Consider the following 26490-nt stretch of genomic DNA (forward strand, 5'->3'; position numbering starts at 1 on the left):
CGGGCTCTTATGCCTTGGTTGTAAGTGTCTACCATGTCCCCGAACAAGTGTTCACTATGTCCCCGGACCGTACACCCTGCAAGGGAGAGGGGGCAGGCTGGAGCCAGGTTTATCCCCACTTCCATTCAGGCGACATAGCCGCTGGAGCCGGGTTTATCCTCTCTCCACTCGCGGAATAGTTGCCTGGCTTGCCCCCTCTCCACACAAGCAGGATTACAGTTGGAGGTGCCGGGTTTGCCCCTCTTACATTCGGGCGGGATAGCAGTTGGAGGTGCCGGGTTTGTCCCCTCTCCCCATTGGGGAGAGGGTAAGGGTGAGGGGGATAACTACTGCTGCTGCGCCCCGCTCTGCGGCTGCAGCTGGAATACCACATCCACCTGATCGTCAAACTGAATGGTCTGCTGATCGTAGGTTTCCTGAGCCGATACCGGCGGCGCCGCTTCAGCCTTCATCATCCGCACCATCGGCGTCGGGCGATAGTTAGCCACATGGTAGCGAACGCTGTAGACCGGGCCAAGCTTGCTCTCAAATCCCTGCGCCAGGCTGCGGGCCTGACGTACGGCATCGTCAATTGCCGCTTTACGCGCTTTTTCTTTGTACTCTTCCGGATGCGCTACCCCCAGGGAAACCGAACGAATTTCATTCAGCCCTGCCTTCAGCGCGCCATCCAGCAGATCGTTCAGCTTGTCCAGCTGACGCAGCGTCACTTCAACCGAACGTACGGCACGATAGCCTTTAAGCTGAGACTTACCGTCCTTCAGATAGTCGTATTCCGGCTGGGTACGCAGGTTTGCGGAGCTGATATCTTTTTTCTCTACGCCGTTCTTCTGCAGGAAGCCCAGATACTGCGCGACGCGATCGTCAGCCTGCTTCTTGGCGGTAGCGGCCTCTTTCGATGACACGCTCACCTCGATATTCAGCGTAGCGATATCGGGAACGGCATCAACGCTGGCAGTGCCAGAGGTCACGATATGCGGCCCGTTCGGCAACTCATTTGCCTGCGCGGCAACGCCGCTCAGCCCTAATACAGCCGCTAATGCTAATACTTTAAACTTCACTGTCATTCCTCCGTGCCTCATTCCACAAATGATGCCAGCCATTCAGCCGAAATCGCCGCCGCCTTGCAAGTGCTTTTCGCCTGAAAAATCACGATATCCGACCTTTAGTGTAGTTTATCGACATCCGTCGCGGATATTATAACAGCGTTTTTAATAGCGTTATCCCTTCTCCCGCCAGACGCAAACCAATAATGACCATGACCAGGGCCACAACAGCGTTGATAATACGCTGGGCAAGCGCGGTACGCAGCCGGGGCGCCAACATGCCAGCCATCATCGCCAGGCCGAAGAACCACAGAAAAGAAGCGCTGATAGTCCCGATAGCGAACCAGCGCTTCGGTACCGCTTCCAGCTGGCTGCCAAGGCTGCCCAGAACCACGAACGTATCCAGATAAACGTGGGGATTAAGCCAGGTTACCGCCAGCATACTAAGGATAATCCGCAGCCTTCCCTGCTTGCGTATCTCATCGTTGGTCAGCGCCGCATCCTGGCTTATGACGGCCCTGAAAGCGCCCCAACCGTACCAGAACAGGAAGCCCACGCCGCCCCATGTCACCAGCAGCATTAACCAGGATGACTGAGACAGCAGCGCGCTGCCGCCAAAAATACCGGCGCCAATCAGTACCAAATCGCTTAACGCGCACAGCGCCGCCACCATCAGATGATACTGGCGGCGAACCCCCTGATTCAGCACCAGCGCGTTTTGCGGCCCCAGAGGCAAGATCATCGCTGCGCCTAACATAAGCCCTTGAAAATACCAGGATAACATAACTCTACCGCTCCACTCTTCGTCATTGTCGGCAGAGTGTAATACCGCATAATTATTAGCGGAAATGGATAATATTAATCAACGATAAGCAAGGCTAATAATAAGAACCATAAAAAAGGCCGGCACACCGGCCGGCCATCAATGTTACGCTTTTTCCGCTGGTTTCACCTGATTCAGGTGAACATCCATCTGCGGGTAAGGGAAGCTGATTCCGTTAGCGTCAAAGGTACGCTTCACGTTTTCCAGGAAGTCCCAGTAAACGGGCATCAGCTCGCTGCTACGGCTCCAGGCACGCACGATAAAGTTGACCGAAGAGGCGCCCAGTTCATTCAGACGCACCACAATATCGTGATCTTTCAGCATACGATCGTCAGCCTGGATTATCTCATTGAGCAGGCGTTTTACCTCGTCGATATCGGCATCGTAAGAAACGCCGATAATAAATTCGTTACGACGCACCGGTTCGCGTGAATAGTTCACGATATTACCGCTGATAATATTGCCGTTCGGAATCACCACAATTTTACCGTCCAGGGTACGGATGGTGGTCGAGAATATCTGTACATTCAGCACGGTACCGGACTGGCCGCTGATGTCCACGAACTCACCGGTACGGAAAGGGCGGAACGTAACCAGCAGCACGCCTGCCGCCAGGTTAGAAAGCGACCCCTGCAACGCCAGACCAACCGCCAGGCCGGCGGCACCGAGCACCGCAATCACCGAAGCGGTCTGGACACCAATTCGGCCCAGTGCTGCGATAAGCGTAAAGGCGATAATCCCGTAACGTACCAGCGCAGAGAGAAAATCCGCAACGGTAGTATCTATCTTGCGCGCCGTCATCATCTTATTCGCAGTATTAGACACAATACGCGCCACTATAAAGCCAATGACGATAATCGCGATGGCAGCGGCAATGTTCACCGCATAGCTAATTAGCAGCGCCTGGTTGCGCACAACCCAATTACCGGCGCGTTCAATGCCGCCAACTACGTTAATGTCTTCCATCCATAAATCCTTAATATCGTTATGGTTCAAAACTCGCGTCGCCCGAAGCAACCCCCATTAAAGGGTAAGCAAAGGGCGGGGATTATACCAGGAGAGAAGCATGCAACGGCAAGGGGGAGATAAAACAGAAAAGGGCCCGCTTGCGGCGGGCCCCGTCAACTGTACGTTACGCGCGAACTTACAGTACGTCGATAGCGTTCAGTTCTTTAAAGGCTTTTTCCAGGCGAGTCACCATGGACTGCTGGCCGGCGCGCAGCCATACGCGCGGATCGTAGTACTTCTTGTTCGGCTGATCTGCACCTTTCGGGTTGCCCAGTTGGCCCTGCAGATACGCTTCGTTTTCTTTGTAGTAGTTCAGGATACCTTCCCAGGTTGCCCACTGGGTGTCGGTATCGATGTTCATTTTGATAACGCCGTAGCTTACGGACTCTTTTATCTCTTCAGCCGTAGAGCCGGAACCGCCGTGGAACACGAAGTTCAGGCTGTTATGCGGCAGACCATGTTTTTCAGAAACGTATTTCTGAGAGTCGCGCAGGATGGTCGGAGTCAGTTTAACATTACCCGGCTTGTACACGCCGTGCACGTTGCCGAAAGAAGCGGCGATGGTGAAACGCGGGCTGATGGCGTTAAGTTTGGTGTACGCGTAGTCCACGTCTTCCGGCTGGGTGTACAGCGCGGATTCATCCATATGGCTGTTGTCCACGCCATCTTCTTCACCACCAGTGCAGCCCAGTTCGATCTCCAGGGTCATGCCCATTTTGGACATGCGCTCCAGATACTTAGAGCAGATCTCGATGTTCTCTTCCAGAGACTCTTCAGACAGGTCGATCATATGAGAAGAGAACAGCGGTTTACCGGTCGCGGCAAAATGCTTCTCGCCAGCGTCCAGCAGACCGTCGATCCACGGCAGCAGTTTCTTGGCACAGTGATCGGTGTGCAGGATAACCGGCACGCCGTAGTGTTCGGCCATCTGATGGACATGATGCGCGCCAGAGATAGCACCCAGGATCGCAGCGCCCTGAGGAACGTCGGTTTTGATGCCTTTACCAGCGATAAAAGCCGCGCCGCCGTTAGAGAACTGTACGATTACCGGCGATTTTACTTTCGCTGCGGTTTCCAGCACGGCATTGATAGAGTCAGTACCCACGCAGTTGACTGCCGGCAGCGCAAAATTGTTCTCTTTTGCTACCTGGAACACCTTCTGTACGTCATCGCCAGTGATCACGCCAGGTTTTACGAAATCAAAAATTTTTGACATGTTACGTTGTCCTGTATCTTCTCGGCCTTTTCATCCGGCGTCTTTCACTCAACGTAAAATCGGCCTGGATGTCATTGAAAAACAGGCGGGATTCCCCCGCCTGAAGATGCATTACTGCTTAGCTCGCTCTTCGAGCATGGCTACTGCTGGCAGTACCTTGCCTTCCACGAACTCCAGGAACGCGCCGCCGCCAGTAGAGATATAGGAGATCTTATCGGCAATGCCGAACAGATCGATGGCGGCCAGAGTATCGCCGCCGCCAGCGATGGAGAAACCTTCACTGTCGGCGATAGCGTTGGCAACGATCTCGGTGCCTTTGCGGAAGTTCGGGAATTCGAATACGCCAACCGGGCCATTCCACAGAATGGTTTTAGCGTTTTTCAGGATTTCTGCCAGTTTCTCAGCGGAAACGTCGCCGATATCCAGGATCTGCTCGTCTTCTTTAACGTCGGTAACGGGCTTCAGAGTGGCGCTCGCAGATTCAGAAAACTCGGTCGCTACGCGCACGTCGGTCGGAACCGGGATGTCGCAGGTGCTCAGCAGACGTTTGGCTTCATCCACCAGATCCGCTTCGTACAGGGATTTACCCACATTGTGGCCCTGCGCGGCAACGAAGGTGTTAGCGATACCGCCGCCAACGATCAGCTGATCAGCGATTTTAGACAGCGAGTCCAGAACGGTCAGTTTGGTGGAAACTTTAGAACCGCCAACGATAGCGACCATTGGGCGGGCCGGCTCTTTCAGCGCTTTACCCAGCGCGTCCAGTTCAGCGGCCAGCAGCGGGCCAGCGCAGGCAACATCGGCAAACTTGCCAACACCATGGGTGGAAGCCTGAGCGCGGTGCGCGGTGCCAAAAGCGTCCATCACGAACACGTCGCACAGCGCGGCGTATTTCTTAGACAGGGTTTCGTCGTCTTTCTTTTCGCCCTTGTTGAAGCGGACGTTTTCCAGAACCACCAGCTCGCCTGCGTCGACTTCAACGCCGTCCAGGTAGTCTTTTGCCAGACGAACCGGGTTAGAGAGCTTGTCTTTCAGGTAGTTAACTACCGGCAGCAGAGAGAATTCTTCGTTGTACTCGCCTTCGGTCGGGCGGCCCAGGTGGGAAGTGACCATCACTTTTGCGCCCTGCTTCAGGGCCAGTTCGATGGTAGGTAGGGAAGCGCGGATACGGGCATCGCTTGTCACTTTACCATCTTTAACCGGCACGTTCAGATCCGCACGGATTAGCACGCGTTTACCAGCCAGATCCAGATCGGTCATCTTAATTACAGACATGGTGAATCCTCTCGTTGATTCTTAAAGTTTTGCAGGCGCAAACCGCGCCTTACCTGAAACCAGTGGCGGCCATCGCTAACGTCGTGTCCAGCATTCGGTTAGCGAAGCCCCATTCGTTGTCGCACCAGACCAGGGTTTTGACCAGGTGCCCACCGCTGACCCGCGTCTGAGTGCCATCGACGATGGCGCTATGCGGATCGTGGTTAAAATCTGTCGAGACCAACGGTAATTCCGTATAGTCAACTATACCATGAAATACCCCCTGTGCCGCTTTTTGCAGCAGCAGGTTAACCTGCTCAACCGTGACCGCCTGGCGCAGCGTAACGCTCAAATCAATGGCGGTAACGTTGATGGTCGGTACCCTGACCGCGATCGCTTCGAAGCGGTCGCAGAACTGCGGAAAGATGCGGGTTATGCCCGCCGCCAGCCGGGTATCAACCGGAATGATCGACTGGCTCGCCGCCCGGGTACGCCGCAGATCCGGGTGATAAGCGTCAATGACCTGCTGGTCATGCATTGCGGAGTGAATCGTGGTCACCGTGCCGGACTCGATTCCCCAGGCATCTTCCAGTAGCTTAATCACCGGGATAATGCAGTTGGTGGTGCAGGAGGCATTGGACACCATACGATCTTCCGCCCTGAGCGCCTGATGATTCACCCCGTAAACCACGGTAGCGTCCAGATCGTTGCCCCCGGGATGGGAGAACAGCACCTTCTTCGCACCCGCCGCAAGATGCCGCTCGGCGTCCGCCCTGCTGCCGTACACGCCGGTACAGTCCAGCACCACATCGATGCCCAGCTCACGCCAGGGCAGTTGTGCAGGATCGCTCAGGTGCAGCAGGCGCACCACGTCATCGCCTATCCACAATTGGTCACGCTCCTGACGCACATCCCATCCGAAACGCCCATGGCTGGTGTCATACTTAAGCAGATGCGCCATCCCGGCGGAGTCCGCCAGTTCGTTAATCGCCACAACGGCAATTTCCGCGCGGCGCCCGGATTCATAGAGGGCGCGAACCACATTGCGTCCGATGCGGCCAAAGCCATTAATCGCGATGCGTACGGTCATATCTCTCCTGCCAGATTCCCACCAAAACGGCTGACAGAGTAATCCAGCGTGGTGTCTTAAGGAATCTTTGCATGCTTAAAAGGTGACTGTTTGGTCGTTTGTCGAGCATTTTTTCTACTGAAACGAAACAACTGAAACGCTTCAGCCAGAATAAGCGAAACGGCGGTGAAAAGGAACGCTCTGCGTGCGCTACCGGGAAAATAACTTGATGTACGTCACAAAATGCAGGGTAAAAAGCCCATCGAAGGGAATTGTGGCGACACGTGGTCGTTTCGGTCACGTGAAAGCAAGCAACGGTCAATGGCCGTCAGAAGCAGCGTCTGACGCACTCCTCCAGGCGAGTTTCTCATCATTATTCGCCTTCGGAAAAGAATAGGGTAACATCAGAAAACCAAAGCTTATTTATATTTTGTTTTTACCATCTCACCATTTTTCTGCATATAATATATCCCATCATAGACACCAAATGATATTTCACCTTTATCTCCCCATACAGTGAAAAATTTTTCTTTATCAATGCAGTTTATATTTGTCTTCATATCGTTAAAGCACAGTCGGTCATATTTATCATCTTCTTTATAACCATCACCAAAATCCCAGAAAACAACGGTAAAATGTCCGGAGGACGACGGCCTGGGGATTTTATATTTATCCTTTAACCTGTCTTTATTATTCAGCCACCAGTTTATTTTTCCTTTATCGGTAAAAGGGAAGCTTTTTACTAATACATAGCTGTGATTATCATTCTCATGAACTGCAACAATGTCCACTGGACGCAGCGATAGCCAGAAACCGTATCCCGCCAGAATACCGCCAGCCAGCAGAAGTACCAGACCTGCTTTTTTACTTTTTATTTTCATTACGCTCTCCGGTTATTTCTATTGTTGCTTCCATATTGGTCATAAAAGGCTTAAAGCCAAAGCGGCAGTATCTCTGGAGCACAAACCAGATACGAAACAAACGGAACTGATTAAATTTCACCTTTAAGATATCACTGCTGTCCAGACCAAAATGGTCCTGTACCTTATAGTGAACAATCGCCCGGTAGCAGTCGTCCTGAATCTGTAAAGACTTAACCGTAATATGGGTTGCCCAGATATCGTGAACGCTAATCCCCATTCCGTTAAAATTATCCTGAAATCGATCGAATTTAGGTAGTTTACCCTCAAGTATAGCGTTGCGTAACTCTTCTTTTGCTTTTTCCGGGTAATTGTTACTTCGCCAGTCTATAAATTTACCGAACGCCCTGCTTAACAAAGCCCGCGTACTGTTTTCGGTATTATCTCTGACGATATGTTCCAGCAACGCTCTGTCCAGTAGCATATGCCTGAAGGGGGCGCCATTGCCTTTCTGCATATGGGTAATCATTTTCTCTGCCAGCGATTTATATGGGCCATAAAGGGCAAAAGTGCGGGAGAGGTGGCGAAACTCGTCAAACAGAATAGCGGCACACGCCTGACGGGTGAGCTTTGCGCCCTCGCCCCGGGCGCCATAAAACCGGGATTGCGGCTGGTTGAATGGGGTGATTTTCGCCAGCGTGTAAGGGTTTATCCGGGCGGAGACATCCAGCAGATGAAATTGCGCTTTTAGCTGTTCCTCCGACAAGTCTCCACAGCGCATATCGCAGGCGCCGTAGTCGTCCATTCTTTTCTGAGTTTCGAAGATTGTGCGGGGAAACCGGAGTGCCGACATAAAGGTACGCTCCTCGTATCATCCATGATGCCTGCATCATAAGGCACACCATATAATGAGTAAACGCAGGGGCATTTTTCCGGCATAGATTCAGATTTCAGTCCAGACGTCGGCGTAGACCATCGCCAGACATGCAAGCCAGAGGTATCGCGCGGCGACATATAACAATGCCAGCCACTTTCAGGTGGCTGGCATTCATCTTTTTCACAATGGCGGGTACGGCAATTACAGCAGCGCTTTCGCTTTGTTAACCACGTTGTCCACGGTAAAGCCGAACTCTTCGAACAGCTTCTCGGCCGGGGCTGATTCACCAAAGGTGGTCATTCCCACGATATCGCCGTTCAGGCCCACATATTTGAACCAGTAATCGGCAATGCCGGCTTCGATAGCCACGCGGGCGCTGACGGCTTTCGGCAGTACCGATTCGCGATAGGCGGCATCCTGCTTGTCGAAGGCGTCGGTGGAGGGCATGGAAACCACGCGCGCTTTCACCCCTTCCGCCGTCAGGCGATCCCAGGCGGCAACGGCCAGTTCGACTTCAGAACCGGTGGCGATCAGAATCAGCTGCGGCTGCCCTTCACAATCTTTCAGCACGTAACCGCCGCGCGCGACATCTGCCAGCTGCTGAGCGCTGCGCTCTTGCTGCGCCAGGTTCTGACGAGAGAGGATCAACGCGGTCGGGCCATCGTGACGCTCAACGCCATATTTCCAGGCGATGGCGGATTCCACCTGGTCACAGGGGCGCCAGGTGCTCATGTTCGGGGTCAGGCGCAGGGAAGAAAGCTGCTCAACCGGCTGGTGAGTCGGGCCGTCTTCGCCCAGACCGATAGAGTCATGGGTGTACACCATCACGTGGCGCTGCTTCATCAGCGCCGCCATACGCACCGCGTTACGGGCATATTCAACGAACATCAGGAAGGTAGAGGTGTACGGCAGGAAGCCGCCGTGCAGCGCGATGCCGTTAGCGATAGCGGTCATACCGAATTCACGCACGCCATAGTGGATGTAGTTGCCCGCCGGATCTTCATTCAGCGCTTTAGAGCCGGACCACAGCGTCAGGTTAGACGGCGCCAGGTCGGCGGAGCCGCCCAGGAATTCAGGCAGCCACGGGCCAAAGGCTTCGATCGCGTTCTGGGAAGCCTTACGGCTGGCGATTTTCGCCGGTTCCGCCTGCAGTTTTTCAACGAAGGACTGCGCTTTTTCCGCGAAGTCAGCCGGCATTTCCCCCTTCATACGACGGGTAAACTCTGCGGCTTCCTGCGGGAAGGCTTTGGCGTAAGCGGCGAATTTCTCATTCCAGGCATTCTCTTTCGCCTGGCCTGCTTCTTTAGCGTCCCACTGGGCGTAGATATCCTGAGGGATCACAAAAGGCTCGTATTTCCAGCCCAACGCCTCGCGGGTAGCGGCAACTTCAGCATCACCCAGCGGCGCGCCATGGGAGTCATGGGTACCGGCCTTGTTCGGCGAACCGAAACCAATCACGGTTTTGCACATCAGCAGAGACGGCTTATCGGTCACGCTGCGCGCTTCTTCAATAGCGGCTTTGATCGCGTCGGCATTATGGCCGTCAACGCCGCGTACCACGTGCCAGCCGTAAGCTTCAAAGCGCTTCGCGGTATCATCGGTGAACCAGCCATCGACTTCGCCATCGATAGAGATGCCGTTATCGTCGTAGAAAGCGACCAGTTTACCCAGCTTCAGAGTGCCCGCCAGGGAGCAGACTTCGTGGGAGATCCCTTCCATCATGCAGCCGTCGCCAAGGAAGGCATAAGTATGATGGTCAACGATGTCATGACCGGGGCGGTTAAACTGCGCCGCCAGCGTTTTTTCGGCGATAGCCATACCTACCGCGTTGGCAATGCCCTGCCCCAGCGGCCCGGTCGTGGTTTCAACGCCCGGCGTGTAACCCACTTCCGGGTGGCCCGGCGTTTTCGAATGCAGCTGACGGAAGTTCTGCAGCTCGGACATCGGCAGATCGTAGCCGGTAAGATGCAGCAGGCTGTAAATCAGCATGGAACCATGCCCGTTAGAGAGCACAAAGCGGTCGCGATCGGCCCAGTGCGGGTTGGTCGGATTGTGATTCATGTAATCGCGCCACAGAACTTCTGCGATATCCGCCATCCCCATAGGGGCACCCGGGTGACCGGATTTGGCTTTTTGAACGGCGTCCATGCTGAGCGCACGAATGGCATTGGCAAGCTCTTTACGAGAAGACATTTTGACTCCAGATCGGATGGTTACAGGCTACGCCTTAGATTTGAACAAAAATGTTATCAACAATGTACCGCAAGCCGCTGGTCATGTACATGGAGCATCCTTTTGCCGACCAGGAAATATCCGGAACGCGTAACAAAAAACAGGCGGCGACTCGCCCACGACACAGTATCTTATTTATACTCAGGCCTGGCTGGCGTCTGACATCACCGTCGCCGCTTTTCAGATTTCTTCGTCACCTTTTTAAAATGGAAGTTAACACATGAAAATGCGTCCAGTACTGTTGGGCATTGCTGCCGCGGCAGCGCTACTGAGCGGCTGCCAGGCTCTGGATTCCGGCGGTTCAGGCTCCTCTGATTCCGGTATTCTAAACCTGTTTCCGGTGAGTGATGAGCAGGTCATCGCGTTAAGCGACAAAGCCTGTACGGAAATGGACGGCAAATCGACTATCGCGCCAGCCAACAGTGAATACAGTCAACGCCTGAACAAAATTGCCAGCGCCCTGGGGAGCGATATTAACGGCGTGAAGACCAACTATAAGGTCTATCAGTCCAAAGAGGTCAACGCCTTTGCCATGGCGAACGGCTGTATTCGCGTCTACAGCGGGCTGATGGACATGATGAACGATAACGAGGTGGAAGCGGTTGTCGGCCACGAAATGGGCCACGTGGCGCTCGGCCATGTGAAAAAAGGAATTCAGGTGGCGATGGGCACCAATACCCTGAGGGCGATCGCCGCCTCAGCCGGGGGAATTCTGGGTAGCCTCTCCCAGTCGGAACTGGGCGCTCTGGGCAGCCAGCTGGTTAACGCGCAGTTTTCACGACGCCAGGAATCAGAAGCCGACGACTACTCCTACGATCTGCTACGCAAGCGGGGCATCAACCCTTCCGGACTGGTTACCAGCTTCGAAAAACTGGCCAAAATGGAGCAGGGTCGCAGCAGTTCCATGTTTGACGATCATCCGGGATCGGAAGAGCGCGCCCAGCACATCCGCGAGCGGATGCGCGCCGACGGTCTGACGCCGCCGGCAAAATAAGCCTTGCGCGCTTAAGCCCTCGCCCTAACGGGGACGAAAAGTAACGTCCGGCAAAGGTGGGATGACCGGGAAAAACAAAATGCGCGCCGTATTAAAATAAAAAGGGCCGCAATGCGGCCCCGGTAACTCAATACAATGTCTTTTGCGGCGGCCCGGCGAAACGCAGCGGGCCAATCGCGCCCATACGCACCTCCACCACCGACGGGCCAGGCATTGCCAGCGCTTCCGCCAGCACCGCCTGGAAGTCCTGCTCGCGCTCTACCGACCAGGCCTGAAGCCCCATCGCCTGCGCCAGCGCGGTGAAATCCGGCGTATGCAGTTCGTTATAATACTGGCGACCGCCAAAGTATTTATCCTGAATGCCGCGCATCACGCCGTAGCCGCCATCATTCATGATAAGCAGCGTCACGTTGGCTTTTTCCTGCGCCAGGGTCGCCATCTCGCCCAGATTCAGGCTCAGGCCGCCGTCTCCCACCAGCCCCACCACCTTGCGTTGCGGGTTGGCCAGCGCGGTGCCTACCGCCATCGGCAGCCCCATACCGATGGCGCCCGCCAGCGAATGGATATTGCCCAGCGGGCCATTGGCGCGAAACAGCCGGCTGCCCCACAGGCTGCCGGAAACCGTAATATCGCGAACCAGAATGCCGTCGGCAGGCAGCGCCTGTTCAATGGCGTCATTCAGCGAGGCATAGGGGCCGCACTGCTCGCGCAACCCTGCTACCGCCTGGCTTAGCGCATCGCGGATCTGCGCGTCCCATTGCGCATCGCCCCATATCCGGCCCTGCGCTTTTTCAGCCAGCGCCGCCAGCAGCGGCGCGCTGTCCGCCACCAGGGTTTCATCCATCAGATAGTTCCGGCTGGCGGCAGCCGGATCGATATCGATCTGAACCCGGGGTTCAGGCAGATTCAGGGTCCAGGAGCGGGTTTCATTGCTGCGCAAACGCGATCCTACCACCAGCGTCATATCGCACTGAGCCAGTAACGCCTCCACCGACGGCGAGTTATGGAACGCCCGCAGGCTACGCGGATGGCTGTCCGGCAGAATGCCGCGTCCGTGAGTGCTGGAGATTACCGTCACCCCGGCGTCCGCCAGGCGGGCCACCGCCTCGCCGCATTCCAGCGCGCCGCCCCCCAGCCACAGCAGCGGCTGCTTCGCCTGACGCAGGCGCTGCCACAAACGTTCTACGCTTTCCGCGTCCGGTGCCTGAGCGCTCAGCGGCGCCGCCGGGCCAGTCACCAGCGCCGCCGGAATTTTGCTGCCCTGAATATCGATAGGGATCTCGACAGAAACCGGCCCGCAGGGCGGCGTCTGGGCCTCCTGAATTGCCCGCTGCACAATGGCCACCGCCTGGTTGGCGTTGGATACCCGGTAAGCGCGCTTCGAGCTGGCCCGCAGATAGCCCATTTGATCGCGGGTTTCATGAATAAAGCCGGTATCGGCATCCAGCCAGGCCTTTTCCACCTGGCCTGTCAGGTGCAACAGCGGCGTACTGGCGTTCATAGCCTCTACCAGCGCCCCCACCGCATTGCCCGCTCCGGCGCCGGTGCTGGTTAACGCCACGCCCAGGCCGGAAAAACGTCCGTGCGCATCAGCCATAGTGACCGCGCCGGCCTCCCCGCGGGAAGGAACGAAGCGGATGTTGCCGCGCTGCCCGATGGCATCGGCCACCGGCAGGTTATGAATAGAGATCACGCCATACAGGGTGTCGACGCCGTACAGTTCGAGGGTACGGGCGACGGCTTCGCCCACGGTAATCATTTCGCTCATCATCAGCCCTTTTGTTAGTCGCACCAGTGGTTAACGCCGTTACCGGTCGCCAGATAGATGCTCTTTTGCTGCATCCAGGCTTTCAGCCCCTGAATGCCCTTCTCGCGGCCCAAACCGCTCTCTTTAAAGCCGCCAAACGGCGTGGAAATAGAGAAAACCTTGTAGGTGTTAATCCAGATAGTGCCGGCTTCAAGCGCCTGCGCCAGCCGCAGCGCCCGCCCGGTATCCCGGGTCCAGATTCCCGCCGCCAGGCCGTAGACCGAATCATTGGCCTCGGCAATCAGCTGCTGCTCGTCGTCAAAGGCCATCGCCACCAGCACCGGCCCAAAAATCTCTTCCTGGCAGACCTGAGCCGTATTCTCCAGTCCTTCGATAATGGTGGGCTGGAACCAGTTACCAGCCGCCAGTTGAGGATCGGCCGGGATCTCGCCACCGCACAGCACTTCGCCCCCTTCGTCACGGGCCATCTGAACGTAGCTCATCACTTTGTCGCGATGCTGCGGGCTAATCAGCGGGCCGATATGGGTGCCCGGCGTCAGCGGATGACCAATTCGCAAACCGCGAGTCAGTTCCAGCAGCCGGGTCATCAGCGGCTGATAAACGCGGCTGTGCACAAAAAGGCGAGCGCCTGCGATACAGGCCTGACCGCCGGAACTGAAAATGCCGTAGCAGATACCGCGCGCGGCCTGCTCGATATCGGCATCTTCCAGTACGATGGTCGGCGACTTGCCCCCCAGCTCCAGCGAGGTAGGGATCAGCTTTTCCGCTGCCACATGGGCCAGATGACGCCCGGTGGAAGTACCGCCGGTAAACGAGATTTTGCGCACCTTCGGGTGACGGGCCAGCGCATCGCCGATTATCGATCCTTTCCCCGGCAGTACGCTGAGCAGCCCGGCGGGCAGTCCGGCCTGTTCGAAGATCTTCGCCAGCTCCAGCGCCATCAGCGGCGTCGCCTCGGCAGGTTTAAGGATCACCGCGTTACCGGCGGCGATGGCCGGCGCCACCTTCTGCATTTCACTGGCGATCGGCGAGTTCCAGGGGGTGATCGCCGCCACCACGCCCAGCGGCTCATAGTGGCTCAGGGTCATCACATCGGGAATGCGCGGCGTCGGCAATTCCCCTTCCAGCAGTTCGCAGGCGGCAGCGAAGTAACGGGCCGTCCCCGCCGCGCTCATCACCAGACCGCGGGTTTCCGCCAGGGGTTTGCCGTTATCCCGGGTCTGAAGTTCCGCTAACTCGTCCACCCGCGATTCGATAATCTCCGCCACCCGGGACAAAATCCGCGCCCGCTGATGCGGCAGGCTGTTGCGCCATGCAGAATCTCGCCACGCCGCCTCGCCTCGCTCTACCGCCGTTTCCAGATCGGCCAGATCTGCCGCATTAAGTTCAGCATTGACGGAACCGTCCGCCGGGAAGAGGCTTTTCATCAAATTGCCACCTCCGCGTCGCCACTCTCCGCCAACAAAAATATCCAGAGATTCCATGGTTACTCCTTAAAGCCTATCCCGGTAGGCGTTATTGTTGCGGCCAGTTTGGACACGGACAGCGCACAGGAACCGGAACGTACATGTAGTACGTGAGGATTCCGGGCACTCCCCAGGGCCAAAATGGCAAATAAAATAGCCCTAATGGGATGGGCCTTACTGTTGCGCCAGTTCCCGACAGGCGCGTACCGCGCTCAGCGCCGCCAGGGTCGAGGTTTTGGGATTACTGGCCAGTGGCCACCCGCTCAGTTCCAGGCTGAACTCACCAAATCCCCCGGCTGCGTGCAGGGTATGGGTGTTACGGGTGGTTTGCGGATCCACCATCAGTTGAACCCGGGTTTCATCCATACCCACGCCGCCCAGGGCGACGGTGGCCGCCACATTCGCGTTGGCCGGGAACAGCCGGGCCGCTTCGCGGGCGCTGCCTTCAAAGAAGATCTGTGCTTCGTTGACCGAATCCAGGTCGATCAGCTTTTCCGCATAACTGCCGCGCCAGCTGGCCGGGCTTTTACGCGAACGATAAGTCACCCGTTCAAGGCCCCCTTCCTTCGCTGCCGCCAGCCCGTCGATTCCCGCTACCGCACCGGCAAGCAGGGTCAGCCTGCCGTTGCCTGCACGCCGTGCCTCCGCCAGACGCTGTTCCAGCGCCGCATCCGCCAGCGCGCCGGTGGAGATCACCGCCAGATGCCAGCCCTGGGCCAGCACCGCTTCGCCATATTGCGCCACCGCCTGCTGGCTGGCGCATTCCAGCACCAAATCTGGCCTGCCGGTGCAATCGTTCACGTCGGCCAGCGCTTCCACCGTCCCATGAAACCTGGCGCGGATAGCGGCGTGATGGCGCTCGCGCGCCACAATCCAGCCCAGTTCAACGCCTTCCGGCAGTCGCTCAATTACCGTCTGCGCCATCGCGCCATAACCGATTAGCATCACCTTTTTCATGGTTGTGTTCCTTACAGATGCCGGCAAAAACCGCCGGACACATCCAGCGCCGCGCCGGTGGTAAAAGAAGCCAGCGGCGAGGCCAGGAACAGCAGCGCCTGGGCTGGCTCCTGGGGTTTTCCCAGTCGCCCCATCGGAATGCCGCGCTTGCGGGCTATCTCGCCTGTCCACTGTGGCCAGCTCTGGGATTTATCAGTGCGATTTTCAAAGCGCCGCCGCCATTGACCGGACTCCACCATGCCCAGCAGAATAGAGTTGACCCGGATCCCTTTTTCGATCAGATCCTTTGACAGGGTCAGCGTCATATTGAGCAGCGCGGCCCGCGCCGCGGAGGTCGCGATCATGTGCTCCTCCGGTTGCAGGGCCAGCAGTGAATTCACGCAGGTGACGGAAGCGATATCCGAACGCTCCAGCCACGGCAGAAATGCCTGGAGCGGATTAATCACGCCAAACAGCTTCAGTTCAGCCTCATGTAGCCAGGCTTCACGCGGGGTATCGGCGAAATGAGCCACAAAGCCCTGGCCTGCGTTGTTGATCAGCATATCCACGCCGCCGAAACGTTCCGCCACTGCGGCAGCGAACTGTTTCACCTGATCGTCTTTCAGCACGTCGCAGCGCAGCGCCAGAATCTCGGCGTCGGGATATTCCCCCTGAAGCGCCGCCAGCGCGCTGGCGAGCCTGTCGTCATCGCGACCGCAGAAAGCCACCTTAGCCCCCTCGCCCAGCAGCAGGCGCAGGGTTTCAAAGCCGATTCCCGAGGAGCCGCCGGTGACTACCGCTACGCGGCCCTCAATTTGTGCATTCATAGCTCGCCTCTTGCATTACTCGTATAAGCTGTTGATTAAAAAAGGTATCATTATCGAGATAGCTGGCATGTCCCGCCTGAGGAATAGGGATCCCCGGCGCGTTCCAGCGCTGGGCCAGTCCCCAGGCGTTCTCCGGCGGGGTAATGGCGTCCTGTTCGCCGCACCACACTTCCAGCCCGCAGCGGCAATCCCCTAACCAGCGATGAATATCGTCGTCGGCCAGCATCCGGGCCGCCGCCAGAAATCCTTCCCGACGCAGGCGGCGCATCCCTTGCGCCACGGTGTCGATATCCTGCTGGCGGGCACCGGGGCGCAGCAGCTTGTCTGCCCGGGTGCGGGCCAGGTTTTCCATACCATCCGCCGCCTGCTGTTCGCGCTTTCGCCAGACCAGTTCGCGCTGTTCGGGCGCCGCCTGACCATAGCCCTGGGCCGGATCCGCCAGAATCAGGCGTAACACCCGCTGGGGATAACGGGCAGCGAAAGCGCTGGCCACCAGCGCCCCCAGCGAATGGCCCAGCAGCACGGTTTTCCCGACCCCCGCCTTATCCAGCATATTTGCCAGGGCGTCGGCATAGTCCGCCGCCATCGGTTTTTCCTTTTCAGGCATTGGGCTGTCGCCGTAACCCGGCATATCCCAGGCCAGCAGACGATAGCCGTTCAGCGCCGCCATCTGCTTATGCCAGGAACGGCTGCCTGAACTGATGCCGTGCAGCAGCGTCAGCGCCGTACCGCTCCCCGTCTCGCGCCAGCAGGTCATAAACCACTCCTTATTTATTGCGCTTCACTTTGGAGAGCGGATGATCCTCCGGATAGGTCGGGATATGCGGCTTCGGTGTGCCCAGCATCACGCACATCAGCGCCTCTTCCTCGCCGTGATTCAGCAGGCCGCGATAAATTCCCGGCGGCACTGAAATCAGATCGCGCTCGCGCAGTACGGTTTCGTAGTACTGGTCACCATCCTGAATCATCAGCGTGATGGTGCCCTTGAGCATAAAGAACACCTCCTCCACATCGTCATGCAGATGCAATGGCCCTTCGCACTTCGACGGCAGCACCATGGTGGAGAAGGTAAAATGTTCGGCAGGCACCGTGTTGGTATCGCTGACGACGCCGGTGGCGCCGGTGCCGATATAGCGCATCTGGGCGCGGCGGTATTTCGGGTCGAAATCGGCCTGGAATTTCAGGGCGTTCCAGTCATATTTGCGCCCTTCAAAACGGGCGATACGCGATTCCACCCACTCTTCCATGCTCAGATTTTCCGGTTTAACAGTGGCGCCAGACGCCAGGGTCGTGGTCTCAGACATCATCGTCTCCTCAATAACGTTTCAGTAACGGCAGTAACAGCACGCAGCCCAGCGCCGCAATCACCACCAGAAAGATAAGCCCACTGTCCATACTGTGGGTGAAGGCGATAAGCGCCCCCATCACCGCCGGGGACAGCGCACCGGCGAAGTTACCCAGTCCGTTAAATACGCCGCCCGCCGTGGCGCTGACCGCCGGTCGGGTCGCCTTGGCCAGCAGCGCGAAGATGTTGGGCGCGCCGGTACCCCACATAAAGGTGCTAAAGCTCATGGCGGCAATAACCGCCAGCGGCGTATTCAGATGCAGCACCAGCCACAAACCGACAGCAGCCCCCCCCATAGAGATAAAGCAGGCACCGGCGCGCCTATCCACACGATCCGACAGCCAGGCACCGATCACTTCCCCCACCAACATGGCGATAAACGGCAGCGAGGACATCCAGCCCGCATGCTCCAGATGGATCCCTTTACCTTTAATCAGATAACCCGGCAGCCAGCCATTGATGCCCCACAGATAGGTCATAAAAGCGATGTTAAAAATGCAGACCATCCAGAAATGCGGGCTGGCGAACAATTCGCGGCGGGCTGCGTTGCGTGCCTCCGGCGTGGGGGCGCTCGCTCTGTTCTGTCCGGCTTCCATCCGCACGTGGCGCAACCCGAACCGAACCAGCAGCAGCACCGGCAGGGTCAGAATCGCCATGGTGAAAAAGGTGCTCTGCCAGCCGAAGTGGTTCAGCAGCCAAATCGACAGCGGAAAACCAATCGCGGCGCCGAGCGGCGTGCCCAGCAGCCACATCATGGTGGCGCGCGCCTGCAAATGGGACGGAAACGAGTGGCGAATAATGGCGAAGGCCAGCGAAAAAAGCGGCCCTTCGGTAATACCCAGCAGGATGCGCAATATCAGCATGGCGTGATAGGAGTGGGTAAAGCCCATCATAGCCATCAGTCCGCACCAGCTCACCATCATCCAGGTCAGCAAACGCACCGGCGCGATGCGATCGCCCAGACCACTTAGCAGCATGGATGAAAAGCCATAGCTCAGCAGGAAGGCGGTCATCAGCAAACCGAGTCTGGTGGTGTCGAAACCGATGCCCATGGCCTGCTGGAATCCATCGTCGGAAAACAGCGCCGCTATGCTTATCTTGTCGAAAAAGGCCAGCAGTACGCAGGCGAGCAGGGCCAGCGGAATCGACCAGCGTACCGGCATTTCGGACGCGCGCTCCCCCTCACCGCTCGCCGTACGGGGCGCGGTGTCTGTCTCTAAGGTTGTCATGCTTGCACTCCCCCTTGCGGGTATGGCTTTCCCCTAACGCAGGGACATCAGTGAAAAGTCGGGATCGGTCAGCGGTTGTTGCGACAGATCCCGCCCGGCGGCCATCCAGCGTTTGGCGAGTTTGACGGTGCGGGGGTCATTAAAAGCCACCAGCTGCGTCAGCCGTCCCTGCGCATCCAGCGAGAAAAAGATCGGGCCGCGCGCGTCGTGCCGTACCAGGGTACGGGTGTCAGGCTGCGGGATCCCGAGGATCTGAATATTGTGCTGATATTGATCCGACCACAGCCACACCTCTTCGTCATAGCCGGGCGCGGCGGCATCCAGCATCGCTTTCGCGGTGGCCATCGCCTGATTTTGCGCGAAGGCCCAGGACTGGGGACTCAGACCGAAACGCGGATGCTGCGCCACATCGCCCGCGGCGAAAATCGCCGGATCGCTGGTGCGCCCCTGAGTATCCACCACGATGGCACGCTCAACCGCAAGACCGGCATCCCGCGCCAGCTCGACGTTAAGATCCACGCCGATCCCGACCACCACGGCGTCAAACGGCTCACGCCGTCCGTCACAGTGAAGCACCGGTAACCCCGCGTCATCGCTCAGCTCCAGCGGCCCGCAGCCGCAGCGGATCGTCACGCCCTGTGCTTCATGCAGCGCCCGGAGCTCAGCGGAAACCTGCGGCGATACTGAACGCTGGCACAGCGCCTGCTGCTGTTCGAACAGCGTGACCGCCACCCCAGATTTACGCGCCGAGGCGGCGATCTCCAGCCCGATCCAGCCACCGCCCACCACGGCCAGACGTTGAGACTGCCCCAGACGCTGCTTCAGACGCCGGGCATCTTCCCAGTCACGCAGGGTGTAGACATGCGGATGAGCGCGCCAGGCGTCGCCTGGCACTCTGGCCCGCCCGCCGGTGGCAATCAGCAACTGGTCGTAATGCAGCTTTTCGCCATCGTTCAGCACCACCGCTTTTTCATCGCGCAGAATGGCTTCGGCGCGCTTCGGGCGATACCAGCGCAAATCCAACGCCTGCTGTACCTCTTCGTTAAACAGCCGCGGCAACACGGGTGCATCTTCCAGCAGCGCCCCTTTGGACAGCGGCGGGCGTTCGTAGAAATCCTGGTCCTCCTGCGCCACCACGCAGATCTCCCCCTGCCAGCCGCCGTCGCGCAGGGTCTTTGCCGCCCAGCCTCCCGCCTGGCCGCCGCCGATAATGACAATACGCGCCGTCATGCCGCCTCCGACTTCTTCTGCTGACGCCGGGTTTCGTAATCGATCCCCCCTTCTACCGCCCATTCGGTGAAGGAAACCAGCGAATGTTCCAGCTCCCGGGGCTGCCAGTTTTCGGTGAGGTAATCTTCGTTGGTGTAGTACTCAAAAGCGCCGCCGGTAGGGCTGTTGACGTACCAGAAGTAGGCCGAAGAGATAGGATGGCGACCCGGGCCGATAAAGGTGCTCCACTGCTGCTTGTTCATCGCCAGCCCACCACCGATCACCTCGTGAATATCACGGACGGTAAAGGCCACGTGATTGAGACCACGCCCGCGATGCGGCAACTGCAACAGGAACAGATTATGGTGGCCGCCACGCACCTGGGTACGCAGGAATACGGCGCGATCCACATAGCGATCGGAAACCTGAAAGCCCAGTACGTCGCAGTAAAAACGCTCTACCGCCGCCAGATCGTCCACGAAGAACACCACGTGGCCGATGTTGATCGGCTCCGCCTGTTCGTAGAGCGGGCTGGGGCGATCCACCCGGCGCATATCACCCCACTGGTTGATAGGATCGACCTCCAGCGTTACCGGCCGCTGTTTAGTCACCTGCACCCGCAGGGTCATACCGTTGGGATCGCGGCACTCCAGCGCGCCGTCCACTTCGCGGAATCCCGGCTGGGCGCTCAGGCGCGGGCGCAGCACCGTCAGGGCTTCGTCGTCGGCGACGGCCCAGGTCATACGGCGCAGCGTAGAGCCCTGTTCAAAGGCCGGGGGCAGTTCGCTGTCATCCAGCGGGTACAGCTCTACCCGGGCTCCGCTCAGAGTCGTGAAACCGCGCTGCGAACCGTCGTCACGCAGGCCGAAATCGCGCATAAAAGCGGCGCTGCGCGTCATGTCTTCGACGCCAAACTCCAGCTTTTCAATTCCCGTTACGCTCATGGTTATTCGCCTCGTTATTCGTTCTGTGCCCGGATTCGGGCGTAAAAGAGTCCCGACACTATCAAGTGCCTTTATCTAACTATTTGATTTTATGAAGCCTTAGACAGATATCCTAAAAAACCGGAAATTTTATCCGCCGCCAGTCTGACTTCATTTTGCAGACGCTCCCTGTCGCTTTTGGGTACCTCATCAGAAGGCACCATGATGCTTATCACCGCCGCCACCCGAGCGTCGCGATCGTAGATGGGGTAAACGATGGAGGAGATGCCCGGCCGGAAAAAGGACTCCCCCACCACAAAACCACGCGCCCGATCGGCCTGCACCATTTGCCACAGCGCTTCGCGCTCCCGGGGCTGCCCCGGGGTATTACCCGGCAGTTGCTCATCCGGAAACAGCGCGTCGAATTCGGCGCGTGAAACGTCGGTCAGCAGCATTCTGCCCAGCGAAGTACAGTGCACCGGTAGCCGGGTGCCAACGCTCACCTGATTGATGCGCGCCCCGGCGGCGCTCACCCGGGCGATATAGATAAGATCCCGGCCATCGCGGATCGCCAGATGGCTGCTGCACTGGCTGCTGTCACGCAGTTGTTCAATAACTGGCTGCCCTACCTGGGCCACATCCAGCGACGAAATATATTCAAAGCCCAGACGCAGCACATTCATCCCCAGCCGGAAGGTATTGGCGCGGCCGTTGCGCTCCAGAAACCCCATATGTTCCAGCGTCTGCACCACCCGGTAGGCGGTGGCTTTTGGCATATCCACCAACCGATGCAGTTCGGCAAAAGTCAGATCCTGATGCTGCTCACCGAAAGCCAGCAATAGCTGAAGACCACGCTCCAGACCGGGAATCAGATACTTACAGGGTTGTGCATCCGCCATAGTCATTCCTTAAGGGCCTATCCAGTAGGCGTTATTGTTGCAGCCAGTTTGGGCCCGGAAAGCGCGCAGCCACGGAACGTACACGCGGTACGTGGGGATGGCGAGCACTGCCCGAGTCCAAAATGGCAAATAAAATAGCCTAATGGATCAGGCCCTAGTTAAAGATAAAACCCCCGTTGATCGGCAGCAGTTGCCCGGTCACAAAGCCAGAGAGATCGGAAAGCAGCCAGAGCACGCTGCCGGTGACGTCTTCCGGATGCTGGGCGCCCGCCAGCGCTCGTCCGTTTTCATACAGCTGATGGCGTTCGGCGGGCACGTATTCGGTAGCCTCTACCCGGGTCAGCCCCGGCGCGATGGCGTTGACCCGGATCCGCCGTTCACCCAGTTCGCGAGCCATGGAGCGCGTCATGGCGATCACCGCCCCTTTGCTGGCGACGTAGGCCATCAGGCGCGGCGCGCCCCACAGCGCGGTATCAGAGGCCACATTCACGATACTGCCCCCTTCGCGCAGCAGCGGTACGGCGGCGCGGGTGGCAAGCCAGGTCCCCTTCACATTCACCCGCATTACCCGATCCCAGAGATCGGGGTCATACTCCATCATGTCTTTACCGCCCACGCCGGTGGCCAACGCCGCGTTATTCACCAGACCATCGATGGCACCCTGCTCGCCAATGGCGCTAAAAGTCGCCTCGATAGCGGCGGGATCGGCCAGATCGATGGGATACGATTCGATCTCATAGCCGCTGGCGATAAGCCGCTGGGCGCGTTCCGCCAGCTCGCCTTCGAGAATGTCGCACATCGCCACCCGGGCGCCCTGGCGCGCCAGACCTTCGGCAAAATCCGCCCCCAGCCCACGCGCCGCGCCGGTAACGACGATGCGCTTACCCGCCAGTAGCCCGGACATCAGGCGGCCCCCTTCTGGGCTTCGCGTTTGGCGATCTGCTGGGTCGCCTCTTTCTGCATGACGCGGCGCAGGCGCGACATCCCGACATCGTGCTGATACAGATACTCATGATCGCGGGCGTCAGGCGCCAGACTTTCCAGCACCACGCGATCCTGCTCCAGCACTTCCCAGTGCAGTTTTTCCAGACGATTGCGGTACATAAAGCGCCACAGATCGCGCTGCCAGTCCTTCACCTTGCGGATACGCCAGAAGAAGACCCGGCAGTTGTCGTTGTCTTCCGGCACTACCATGCCAACGATCCAGAAGTGGCCACCCGGCCCGAAGCGCTTCTTATAGGGAATGGACAGGCGCATCCAGTAAGCGCCGCTGGCGCCAAACTCCACCCAGTCGAAGTTCACGCCGCTCTGGCCTTTCTTCTCGAAGATAAAACCGGTTTCGGTAGGCAGTAGCTGCATATCAGCCTTGCGATCCCCTTCCGCCATCGAGTGGGAAGAGGAGTGCAGATAGGTGCCGTGCATCGGATCCATCACGTTTTCCAGCGCGTACTGATAGTTGCACTTCCAGGCCGCGGTACACAGGAAGTTGCTGTAACTTTCGGTATCCGCCAGCTCCTGGGGAAACACCAGCTCCGCGGGTTCTTCATCGGTCACGCCAAACCACAGGAAGATAGCGCCGTGCACCTCCTGAACCGCATAGCTACGTACACATTGCTGACCAACCAGCGGGCAGCGATCCACGGCAGGCACGTCTTTCACCTCGCCGTTACCGGCCACTTCCACGCCGTGGTACCAGCAGGCGATGCGATCGCCCAGATTCCAGCCCATCGACAGGCGGGCGCCGCGGTGCGGACAGCGATCTTCCAGCGCCTGCACCTGGCCGTCTTTGTCGCGCCAGATAACGATCTGCTCACCCAGCCGGGTAATACCCACCGGCGCCGATTGCACTTCCCAGCTTGCCAGCACCGGATACCACTGGCCGCGTAGCCCCTGATCCAGATATTCACGAACCGTCGTTGTCATCTTTTCCCCCTCAGTAACCATTAACCTGCAAAAACGCCCGGAAGCTCTGTTCGCTCCAGGGCTCTCCCTGGTGATCGAAGATCCGCTGCGCATTCAAACCCTCTACCAGAGCTTCCAGGGTTTCGGCGCCCTGGTCGAACAGCTGTTCCAGGGCATCGATCAGCCGAAGTTCAAAGGGCTCCGGTACGCGGGGGCGGGTCTGCCAGATAATGTTCTGATACTGGCCCGGCTGATGAATGGCGCCATTGCCGCCCTCTGCCGGTGGTGTGAACTGCCGGGTTTCCGGCAGTTGGGGGTTAAAGTCCAACGAGTCACTCATTCTACTGTCTCCGGTATATGCCCGTTATACTTCGGGCTGTCTCTTTGTTGGCTGCCTTCTCTTACCTCGATCACATAGTTATCTATGCTCCCGGGATGCATTCAGTTGCCGCCGCGATACAACCCAAATTATTTAAGGCACAAAGGTTATTTGGATCTGATTTTCAAATACCCGAACCGGATAACGGTTCAGGTTACGCCCGCCCGGGCCGTGCAAGCAGGTACCGGTGCGGACATCAAAAACCGCTTCATGCAGGGGGCACTCCACTTTGCCGTCTTCCACGAATCCCTGGCTTAGCAGGGCATATGCGTGGGGGCATACGTCTTCCAGCGCGTAATATTCGCCATCGACCAGATACACCCCAATCTCTTTCCCCTCTACATTGCCGCTAAAGGGAAAATCTTCCTGTACTTGTGCAACATCACACACGCCTATCCAGCTCATCGTGCTCCTCCAGGCCGCTGTTTCATATGTGAAACATTGTTTCTTATTTAATACAGCCAATATAAGAGGGTCGCTTTTCAGGTCAAGGGGCAATGTGATGGATTTGTTAAATCAGATGAGGAATATCCTGCAAGTGTGCAATTGATCACGAAAAATTGATGGCATATGAAATTGTGATTTATTTTCTGTTTTGTGATGTCGCTTGGTTATATTTAATTTTTACGCTTCCGGTTCTCCGACATCCATTGACAATTTTTATTAAAACCCGCTAAACACAGAATATCCATAGGCGATAAATGGTTTCAAATATGAAACTAAAAACCCATTATCCATTGAAAAACAAATAATTTTATCAAAACGTTTTATTTCACATCGAAACTGTCACAATGGTTTAAGGTAAATCTGCGGCTGTATCTATCCAACAGGAGGGAATGCCAATGTTTTCCGCAAGATGGCAAGGCGTACTGGCGTTACTTTTATTAATCGTGATCTCTTATGTGGATCGGGTAAATATTTCCGTGATGATTATCAACCCCGAATTCGCCACCCATTTTCGGTTAAATGATAACAGATTGTTACAAGGGATGTTGATGACGCTGTTTCTGCTGGGCTATGGATTCTCCGCTCTTTTATTAACGCCGCTAATGGAAAGCAAGATGCATTACCGCCAGGGATTACTGGTCAGTATTCTGGTCTGGGCCATCATCTGCGCCATATCTCCATTGCTGGGATCGCTAATGGGGCTGCTGGTCGCCCGTCTGCTGCTCGGTATGGCCGAAGGGCCGCTATTCTCTATGAAGACCCGCTATATCAGCGATCACTTCGCCCCTCATGAACTGGGCAAGCCAAACGCCGTGAGCGCGCTTGGTATCTCCCTGGGGCTGGCCGTCGGCTTTCCGCTCATCACCTGGCTGATGCAACATCTGGGCTGGAACGGCTCTTTTTACGCTCTGGCATTACTCAACCTGATTATCGGCGGCGGCCTGGTATGGGTTTTTCTGCCGCCGCCTCCGGCTCTGCGTCGCCTGAACCACCTGCGCTTTCGTACCACCTTTCGGCTTGCCTGGCGCACTCCGTTGTTGGGTTGGATCCTACTGGTAGAGATTGCCACGCTCAGTTATCTGTGGGGCAACAGCGCCTGGCTGCCAGCCTGGCTGCGCGACGAACACCATTTTTCTCTTCAGGCCACGGGGCTGCTGGCAGCATTACCGTTTCTGCTCAGTCTGGGCGCCAAATTTCTGGGCGGCGTGCTGCTGGATAAAATGCCGCCGGCTCGGGCACCTTTGCTGTTTATCGTCGGCGGCGCCACCACGGCCTGCTCGGTAATCGGATTAATGCTGAGCCACCAGCCCGGCTGGCTGGCTTTCTGGATGCTGATGGCGAATGCCTGCTGGGGAATTCAGGGAGCGGCGATTCCGGTAGTAGTGCAACACCGGGCACCGTCAGAAGCGGTTGGCAGCGCCTACGGCATTATTAACGGCATCGGTAATCTGTGCGCCGCCTTTATTCCTATGCTGATGGGCGTGGTGATGGGCTGGATGGGATCGGTCAGCGCCGGTTTTTCGGTGCTGGTCGCATCGCAGTTGATTACCCTGGCGGCAGGAACGATGCTGATGATGAAAATGCGCCGCCAGGCGGCGCTGATGGCGTAATACTCCCTCACCCCGTCCCTCTCCCAATGTACGGTCCGGGGACATGGTAGACAGGTGTTCGGGGACATGGTGAACACTTTTTAACATCCTTTACCCATGGTGATCGACTTTTTCTTCAGGTCGATCACCCCCACTTTCGTGCTGTACCACCACACCTCGTAGCTGCCGTCTTCC

General features: G+C 57.5%; 26 protein-coding genes. 2 read left to right on the top strand and 24 right to left on the bottom strand.

Features of this window, described 5'->3' with window-relative positions; genetic code table 11:
* Positions 1 to 326: 326 nt before the first annotated feature.
* From V3W49_RS20595 to tkt, 9 genes are all read right to left on the bottom strand, one after another.
* Entirely contained in the window at positions 327 to 1058 is a 732-nt protein-coding gene (locus V3W49_RS20595; protein ID WP_500147858.1) for an oxidative stress defense protein, read from the bottom strand.
* A 136-nt stretch (positions 1059 to 1194) separates the two neighbouring features.
* Positions 1195 to 1827 (bottom strand): arginine exporter ArgO, encoded by a 633-nt coding sequence (argO, locus tag V3W49_RS20600; protein ID WP_500147859.1) that lies wholly within the window; start codon positions 1825 to 1827, stop codon positions 1195 to 1197.
* A gap of 144 nt (positions 1828 to 1971) precedes the next feature.
* Entirely contained in the window at positions 1972 to 2832 is an 861-nt protein-coding gene (mscS, locus tag V3W49_RS20605) for a small-conductance mechanosensitive channel MscS (RefSeq protein ID WP_500147860.1), read from the bottom strand.
* Between the two features lie 178 nt (positions 2833 to 3010).
* Positions 3011 to 4090: a class II fructose-bisphosphate aldolase gene (gene fbaA / locus V3W49_RS20610; protein ID WP_500147861.1), complete on the bottom strand. Its 1080-nt coding sequence runs from the start codon at positions 4088 to 4090 to the stop codon at positions 3011 to 3013.
* Between the two features lie 111 nt (positions 4091 to 4201).
* Positions 4202 to 5365 (bottom strand): phosphoglycerate kinase, encoded by a 1164-nt coding sequence (pgk, locus tag V3W49_RS20615; RefSeq protein WP_500147862.1) that lies wholly within the window; start codon positions 5363 to 5365, stop codon positions 4202 to 4204.
* 49 nt (positions 5366 to 5414) lie between these two features.
* Positions 5415 to 6434, bottom strand: a complete 1020-nt coding sequence (epd, locus tag V3W49_RS20620) for an erythrose-4-phosphate dehydrogenase (RefSeq protein WP_500147863.1) — start codon at positions 6432 to 6434, stop codon at positions 5415 to 5417.
* Between the two features lie 398 nt (positions 6435 to 6832).
* The gene (locus V3W49_RS20625; RefSeq protein ID WP_500147864.1) at positions 6833 to 7294 is read right to left on the bottom strand and encodes a DUF943 family protein; all 462 of its coding nucleotides are present in this window, start codon (positions 7292 to 7294) and stop codon (positions 6833 to 6835) included.
* Positions 7278 to 8126 carry a YPO3983 family protein gene (locus V3W49_RS20630; RefSeq protein ID WP_500147865.1) on the bottom strand — a complete coding sequence of 283 codons (849 nt, stop codon included), beginning with the start codon at positions 8124 to 8126 and terminating at the stop codon, positions 7278 to 7280. The genes V3W49_RS20625 and V3W49_RS20630 overlap by 17 nt, the downstream gene beginning before the upstream one ends.
* 225 nt (positions 8127 to 8351) lie before the next feature.
* A complete protein-coding gene (gene tkt / locus V3W49_RS20635; protein WP_500147866.1) occupies positions 8352 to 10343 on the bottom strand; it encodes a transketolase in 1992 nt (663 codons plus the stop codon).
* 259 nt (positions 10344 to 10602) lie between these two features.
* Between tkt and loiP the strand changes: the two genes are divergently transcribed.
* On the top strand, positions 10603 to 11376 hold the full coding sequence (loiP, locus tag V3W49_RS20640) for a metalloprotease LoiP (RefSeq protein WP_500147867.1): 774 nt from the start codon (positions 10603 to 10605) through the stop codon (positions 11374 to 11376).
* 127 nt (positions 11377 to 11503) lie between these two features.
* Here the strand turns inward: loiP and V3W49_RS20645 are convergent, their stop codons facing one another.
* The 14 genes from V3W49_RS20645 to V3W49_RS20710 form a co-directional block, all read right to left on the bottom strand.
* Positions 11504 to 13144: a thiamine pyrophosphate-binding protein gene (locus V3W49_RS20645; RefSeq protein WP_500147882.1), complete on the bottom strand. Its 1641-nt coding sequence runs from the start codon at positions 13142 to 13144 to the stop codon at positions 11504 to 11506.
* A gap of 14 nt (positions 13145 to 13158) precedes the next feature.
* The gene (locus V3W49_RS20650) at positions 13159 to 14628 is read right to left on the bottom strand and encodes an aldehyde dehydrogenase (RefSeq protein WP_500147868.1); all 1470 of its coding nucleotides are present in this window, start codon (positions 14626 to 14628) and stop codon (positions 13159 to 13161) included.
* A 156-nt stretch (positions 14629 to 14784) separates the two neighbouring features.
* On the bottom strand, positions 14785 to 15567 hold the full coding sequence (locus tag V3W49_RS20655; protein ID WP_500147869.1) for an aspartate dehydrogenase: 783 nt from the start codon (positions 15565 to 15567) through the stop codon (positions 14785 to 14787).
* A gap of 11 nt (positions 15568 to 15578) precedes the next feature.
* Complete coding sequence (locus tag V3W49_RS20660; protein WP_500147870.1) at positions 15579 to 16373, bottom strand: SDR family oxidoreductase; 795 nt, start codon at positions 16371 to 16373, stop codon at positions 15579 to 15581.
* The gene (locus tag V3W49_RS20665; protein ID WP_500147871.1) at positions 16357 to 17130 is read right to left on the bottom strand and encodes an alpha/beta fold hydrolase; all 774 of its coding nucleotides are present in this window, start codon (positions 17128 to 17130) and stop codon (positions 16357 to 16359) included. Before V3W49_RS20665 ends, V3W49_RS20660 begins: the two co-directional genes overlap by 17 nt.
* A gap of 10 nt (positions 17131 to 17140) precedes the next feature.
* Positions 17141 to 17677, bottom strand: a complete 537-nt coding sequence (locus tag V3W49_RS20670) for a cupin domain-containing protein (RefSeq protein WP_500147872.1) — start codon at positions 17675 to 17677, stop codon at positions 17141 to 17143.
* 10 nt (positions 17678 to 17687) lie between these two features.
* Entirely contained in the window at positions 17688 to 18947 is a 1260-nt protein-coding gene (locus V3W49_RS20675; protein WP_500147873.1) for an MFS transporter, read from the bottom strand.
* Positions 18948 to 18980: 33 nt separating this feature from the next.
* Positions 18981 to 20177 (bottom strand): NAD(P)/FAD-dependent oxidoreductase, encoded by a 1197-nt coding sequence (locus tag V3W49_RS20680; protein WP_500147874.1) that lies wholly within the window; start codon positions 20175 to 20177, stop codon positions 18981 to 18983.
* Positions 20174 to 21100 (bottom strand): VOC family protein, encoded by a 927-nt coding sequence (locus V3W49_RS20685; RefSeq protein WP_500147875.1) that lies wholly within the window; start codon positions 21098 to 21100, stop codon positions 20174 to 20176. The genes V3W49_RS20680 and V3W49_RS20685 overlap by 4 nt, the downstream gene beginning before the upstream one ends.
* A gap of 89 nt (positions 21101 to 21189) precedes the next feature.
* Positions 21190 to 21978 carry an IclR family transcriptional regulator gene (locus tag V3W49_RS20690; protein WP_500147876.1) on the bottom strand — a complete coding sequence of 263 codons (789 nt, stop codon included), beginning with the start codon at positions 21976 to 21978 and terminating at the stop codon, positions 21190 to 21192.
* Positions 21979 to 22132: 154 nt separating this feature from the next.
* On the bottom strand, positions 22133 to 22882 hold the full coding sequence (locus V3W49_RS20695; RefSeq protein WP_500147877.1) for an SDR family oxidoreductase: 750 nt from the start codon (positions 22880 to 22882) through the stop codon (positions 22133 to 22135).
* Entirely contained in the window at positions 22882 to 23901 is a 1020-nt protein-coding gene (locus V3W49_RS20700; protein WP_500147878.1) for a Rieske 2Fe-2S domain-containing protein, read from the bottom strand. Before V3W49_RS20700 ends, V3W49_RS20695 begins: the two co-directional genes overlap by 1 nt.
* A gap of 10 nt (positions 23902 to 23911) precedes the next feature.
* Positions 23912 to 24220: a recombinase-like helix-turn-helix domain-containing protein gene (locus V3W49_RS20705; protein ID WP_500147879.1), complete on the bottom strand. Its 309-nt coding sequence runs from the start codon at positions 24218 to 24220 to the stop codon at positions 23912 to 23914.
* Positions 24221 to 24352: 132 nt separating this feature from the next.
* Positions 24353 to 24664 carry a Rieske (2Fe-2S) protein gene (locus V3W49_RS20710; RefSeq protein ID WP_500147880.1) on the bottom strand — a complete coding sequence of 104 codons (312 nt, stop codon included), beginning with the start codon at positions 24662 to 24664 and terminating at the stop codon, positions 24353 to 24355.
* Positions 24665 to 25101: 437 nt separating this feature from the next.
* Here V3W49_RS20710 and V3W49_RS20715 point away from each other — a divergent pair, with 437 nt between their 5' ends.
* A complete protein-coding gene (locus V3W49_RS20715; RefSeq protein ID WP_500147881.1) occupies positions 25102 to 26316 on the top strand; it encodes an MFS transporter in 1215 nt (404 codons plus the stop codon).
* A gap of 80 nt (positions 26317 to 26396) precedes the next feature.
* Here the strand turns inward: V3W49_RS20715 and V3W49_RS20720 are convergent.
* A partial coding sequence (locus V3W49_RS20720; protein WP_500147883.1) for a hypothetical protein occupies positions 26397 to 26490 on the bottom strand: 94 nt, incomplete at its 5' end.

Source organism: Rosenbergiella sp. YN46, from assembly GCF_036620675.1.
In the GTDB taxonomy this organism is placed as follows: domain Bacteria; phylum Pseudomonadota; class Gammaproteobacteria; order Enterobacterales; family Enterobacteriaceae; genus Jejubacter.

Bases quoted from the DNA above. Each gene is read 5' to 3' on its own strand.
- V3W49_RS20660 (WP_500147870.1), bottom strand. From the start codon at position 16,373: ATGAATGCACAAATTGAGGGCCGCGTAGCGGTAGTCACCGGCGGCTCC.
- V3W49_RS20645 (WP_500147882.1), bottom strand. From the start codon at position 13,144: ATGAGCGAAATGATTACCGTGGGCGAAGCCGTCGCCCGTACCCTCGAA.
- V3W49_RS20630 (WP_500147865.1), bottom strand. From the start codon at position 8,126: ATGTCGGCACTCCGGTTTCCCCGCACAATCTTCGAAACTCAGAAAAGA.
- tkt (WP_500147866.1), bottom strand. From the start codon at position 10,343: ATGTCTTCTCGTAAAGAGCTTGCCAATGCCATTCGTGCGCTCAGCATG.
- V3W49_RS20695 (WP_500147877.1), bottom strand. From the start codon at position 22,882: ATGTCCGGGCTACTGGCGGGTAAGCGCATCGTCGTTACCGGCGCGGCG.
- loiP (WP_500147867.1), top strand. From the start codon at position 10,603: ATGAAAATGCGTCCAGTACTGTTGGGCATTGCTGCCGCGGCAGCGCTA.
- mscS (WP_500147860.1), bottom strand. From the start codon at position 2,832: ATGGAAGACATTAACGTAGTTGGCGGCATTGAACGCGCCGGTAATTGG.
- V3W49_RS20655 (WP_500147869.1), bottom strand. From the start codon at position 15,567: ATGAAAAAGGTGATGCTAATCGGTTATGGCGCGATGGCGCAGACGGTA.
- V3W49_RS20705 (WP_500147879.1), bottom strand. From the start codon at position 24,220: ATGAGTGACTCGTTGGACTTTAACCCCCAACTGCCGGAAACCCGGCAG.
- V3W49_RS20690 (WP_500147876.1), bottom strand. From the start codon at position 21,978: ATGGCGGATGCACAACCCTGTAAGTATCTGATTCCCGGTCTGGAGCGT.
- argO (WP_500147859.1), bottom strand. From the start codon at position 1,827: ATGTTATCCTGGTATTTTCAAGGGCTTATGTTAGGCGCAGCGATGATC.
- V3W49_RS20625 (WP_500147864.1), bottom strand. From the start codon at position 7,294: ATGAAAATAAAAAGTAAAAAAGCAGGTCTGGTACTTCTGCTGGCTGGC.
- V3W49_RS20710 (WP_500147880.1), bottom strand. From the start codon at position 24,664: ATGAGCTGGATAGGCGTGTGTGATGTTGCACAAGTACAGGAAGATTTT.
- V3W49_RS20650 (WP_500147868.1), bottom strand. From the start codon at position 14,628: ATGGAATCTCTGGATATTTTTGTTGGCGGAGAGTGGCGACGCGGAGGT.
- V3W49_RS20675 (WP_500147873.1), bottom strand. From the start codon at position 18,947: ATGACAACCTTAGAGACAGACACCGCGCCCCGTACGGCGAGCGGTGAG.
- V3W49_RS20685 (WP_500147875.1), bottom strand. From the start codon at position 21,100: ATGAGCGTAACGGGAATTGAAAAGCTGGAGTTTGGCGTCGAAGACATG.
- V3W49_RS20700 (WP_500147878.1), bottom strand. From the start codon at position 23,901: ATGACAACGACGGTTCGTGAATATCTGGATCAGGGGCTACGCGGCCAG.
- V3W49_RS20715 (WP_500147881.1), top strand. From the start codon at position 25,102: ATGTTTTCCGCAAGATGGCAAGGCGTACTGGCGTTACTTTTATTAATC.
- V3W49_RS20665 (WP_500147871.1), bottom strand. From the start codon at position 17,130: ATGACCTGCTGGCGCGAGACGGGGAGCGGTACGGCGCTGACGCTGCTG.
- pgk (WP_500147862.1), bottom strand. From the start codon at position 5,365: ATGTCTGTAATTAAGATGACCGATCTGGATCTGGCTGGTAAACGCGTG.
- V3W49_RS20680 (WP_500147874.1), bottom strand. From the start codon at position 20,177: ATGACGGCGCGTATTGTCATTATCGGCGGCGGCCAGGCGGGAGGCTGG.
- epd (WP_500147863.1), bottom strand. From the start codon at position 6,434: ATGACCGTACGCATCGCGATTAATGGCTTTGGCCGCATCGGACGCAAT.
- fbaA (WP_500147861.1), bottom strand. From the start codon at position 4,090: ATGTCAAAAATTTTTGATTTCGTAAAACCTGGCGTGATCACTGGCGAT.
- V3W49_RS20670 (WP_500147872.1), bottom strand. From the start codon at position 17,677: ATGTCTGAGACCACGACCCTGGCGTCTGGCGCCACTGTTAAACCGGAA.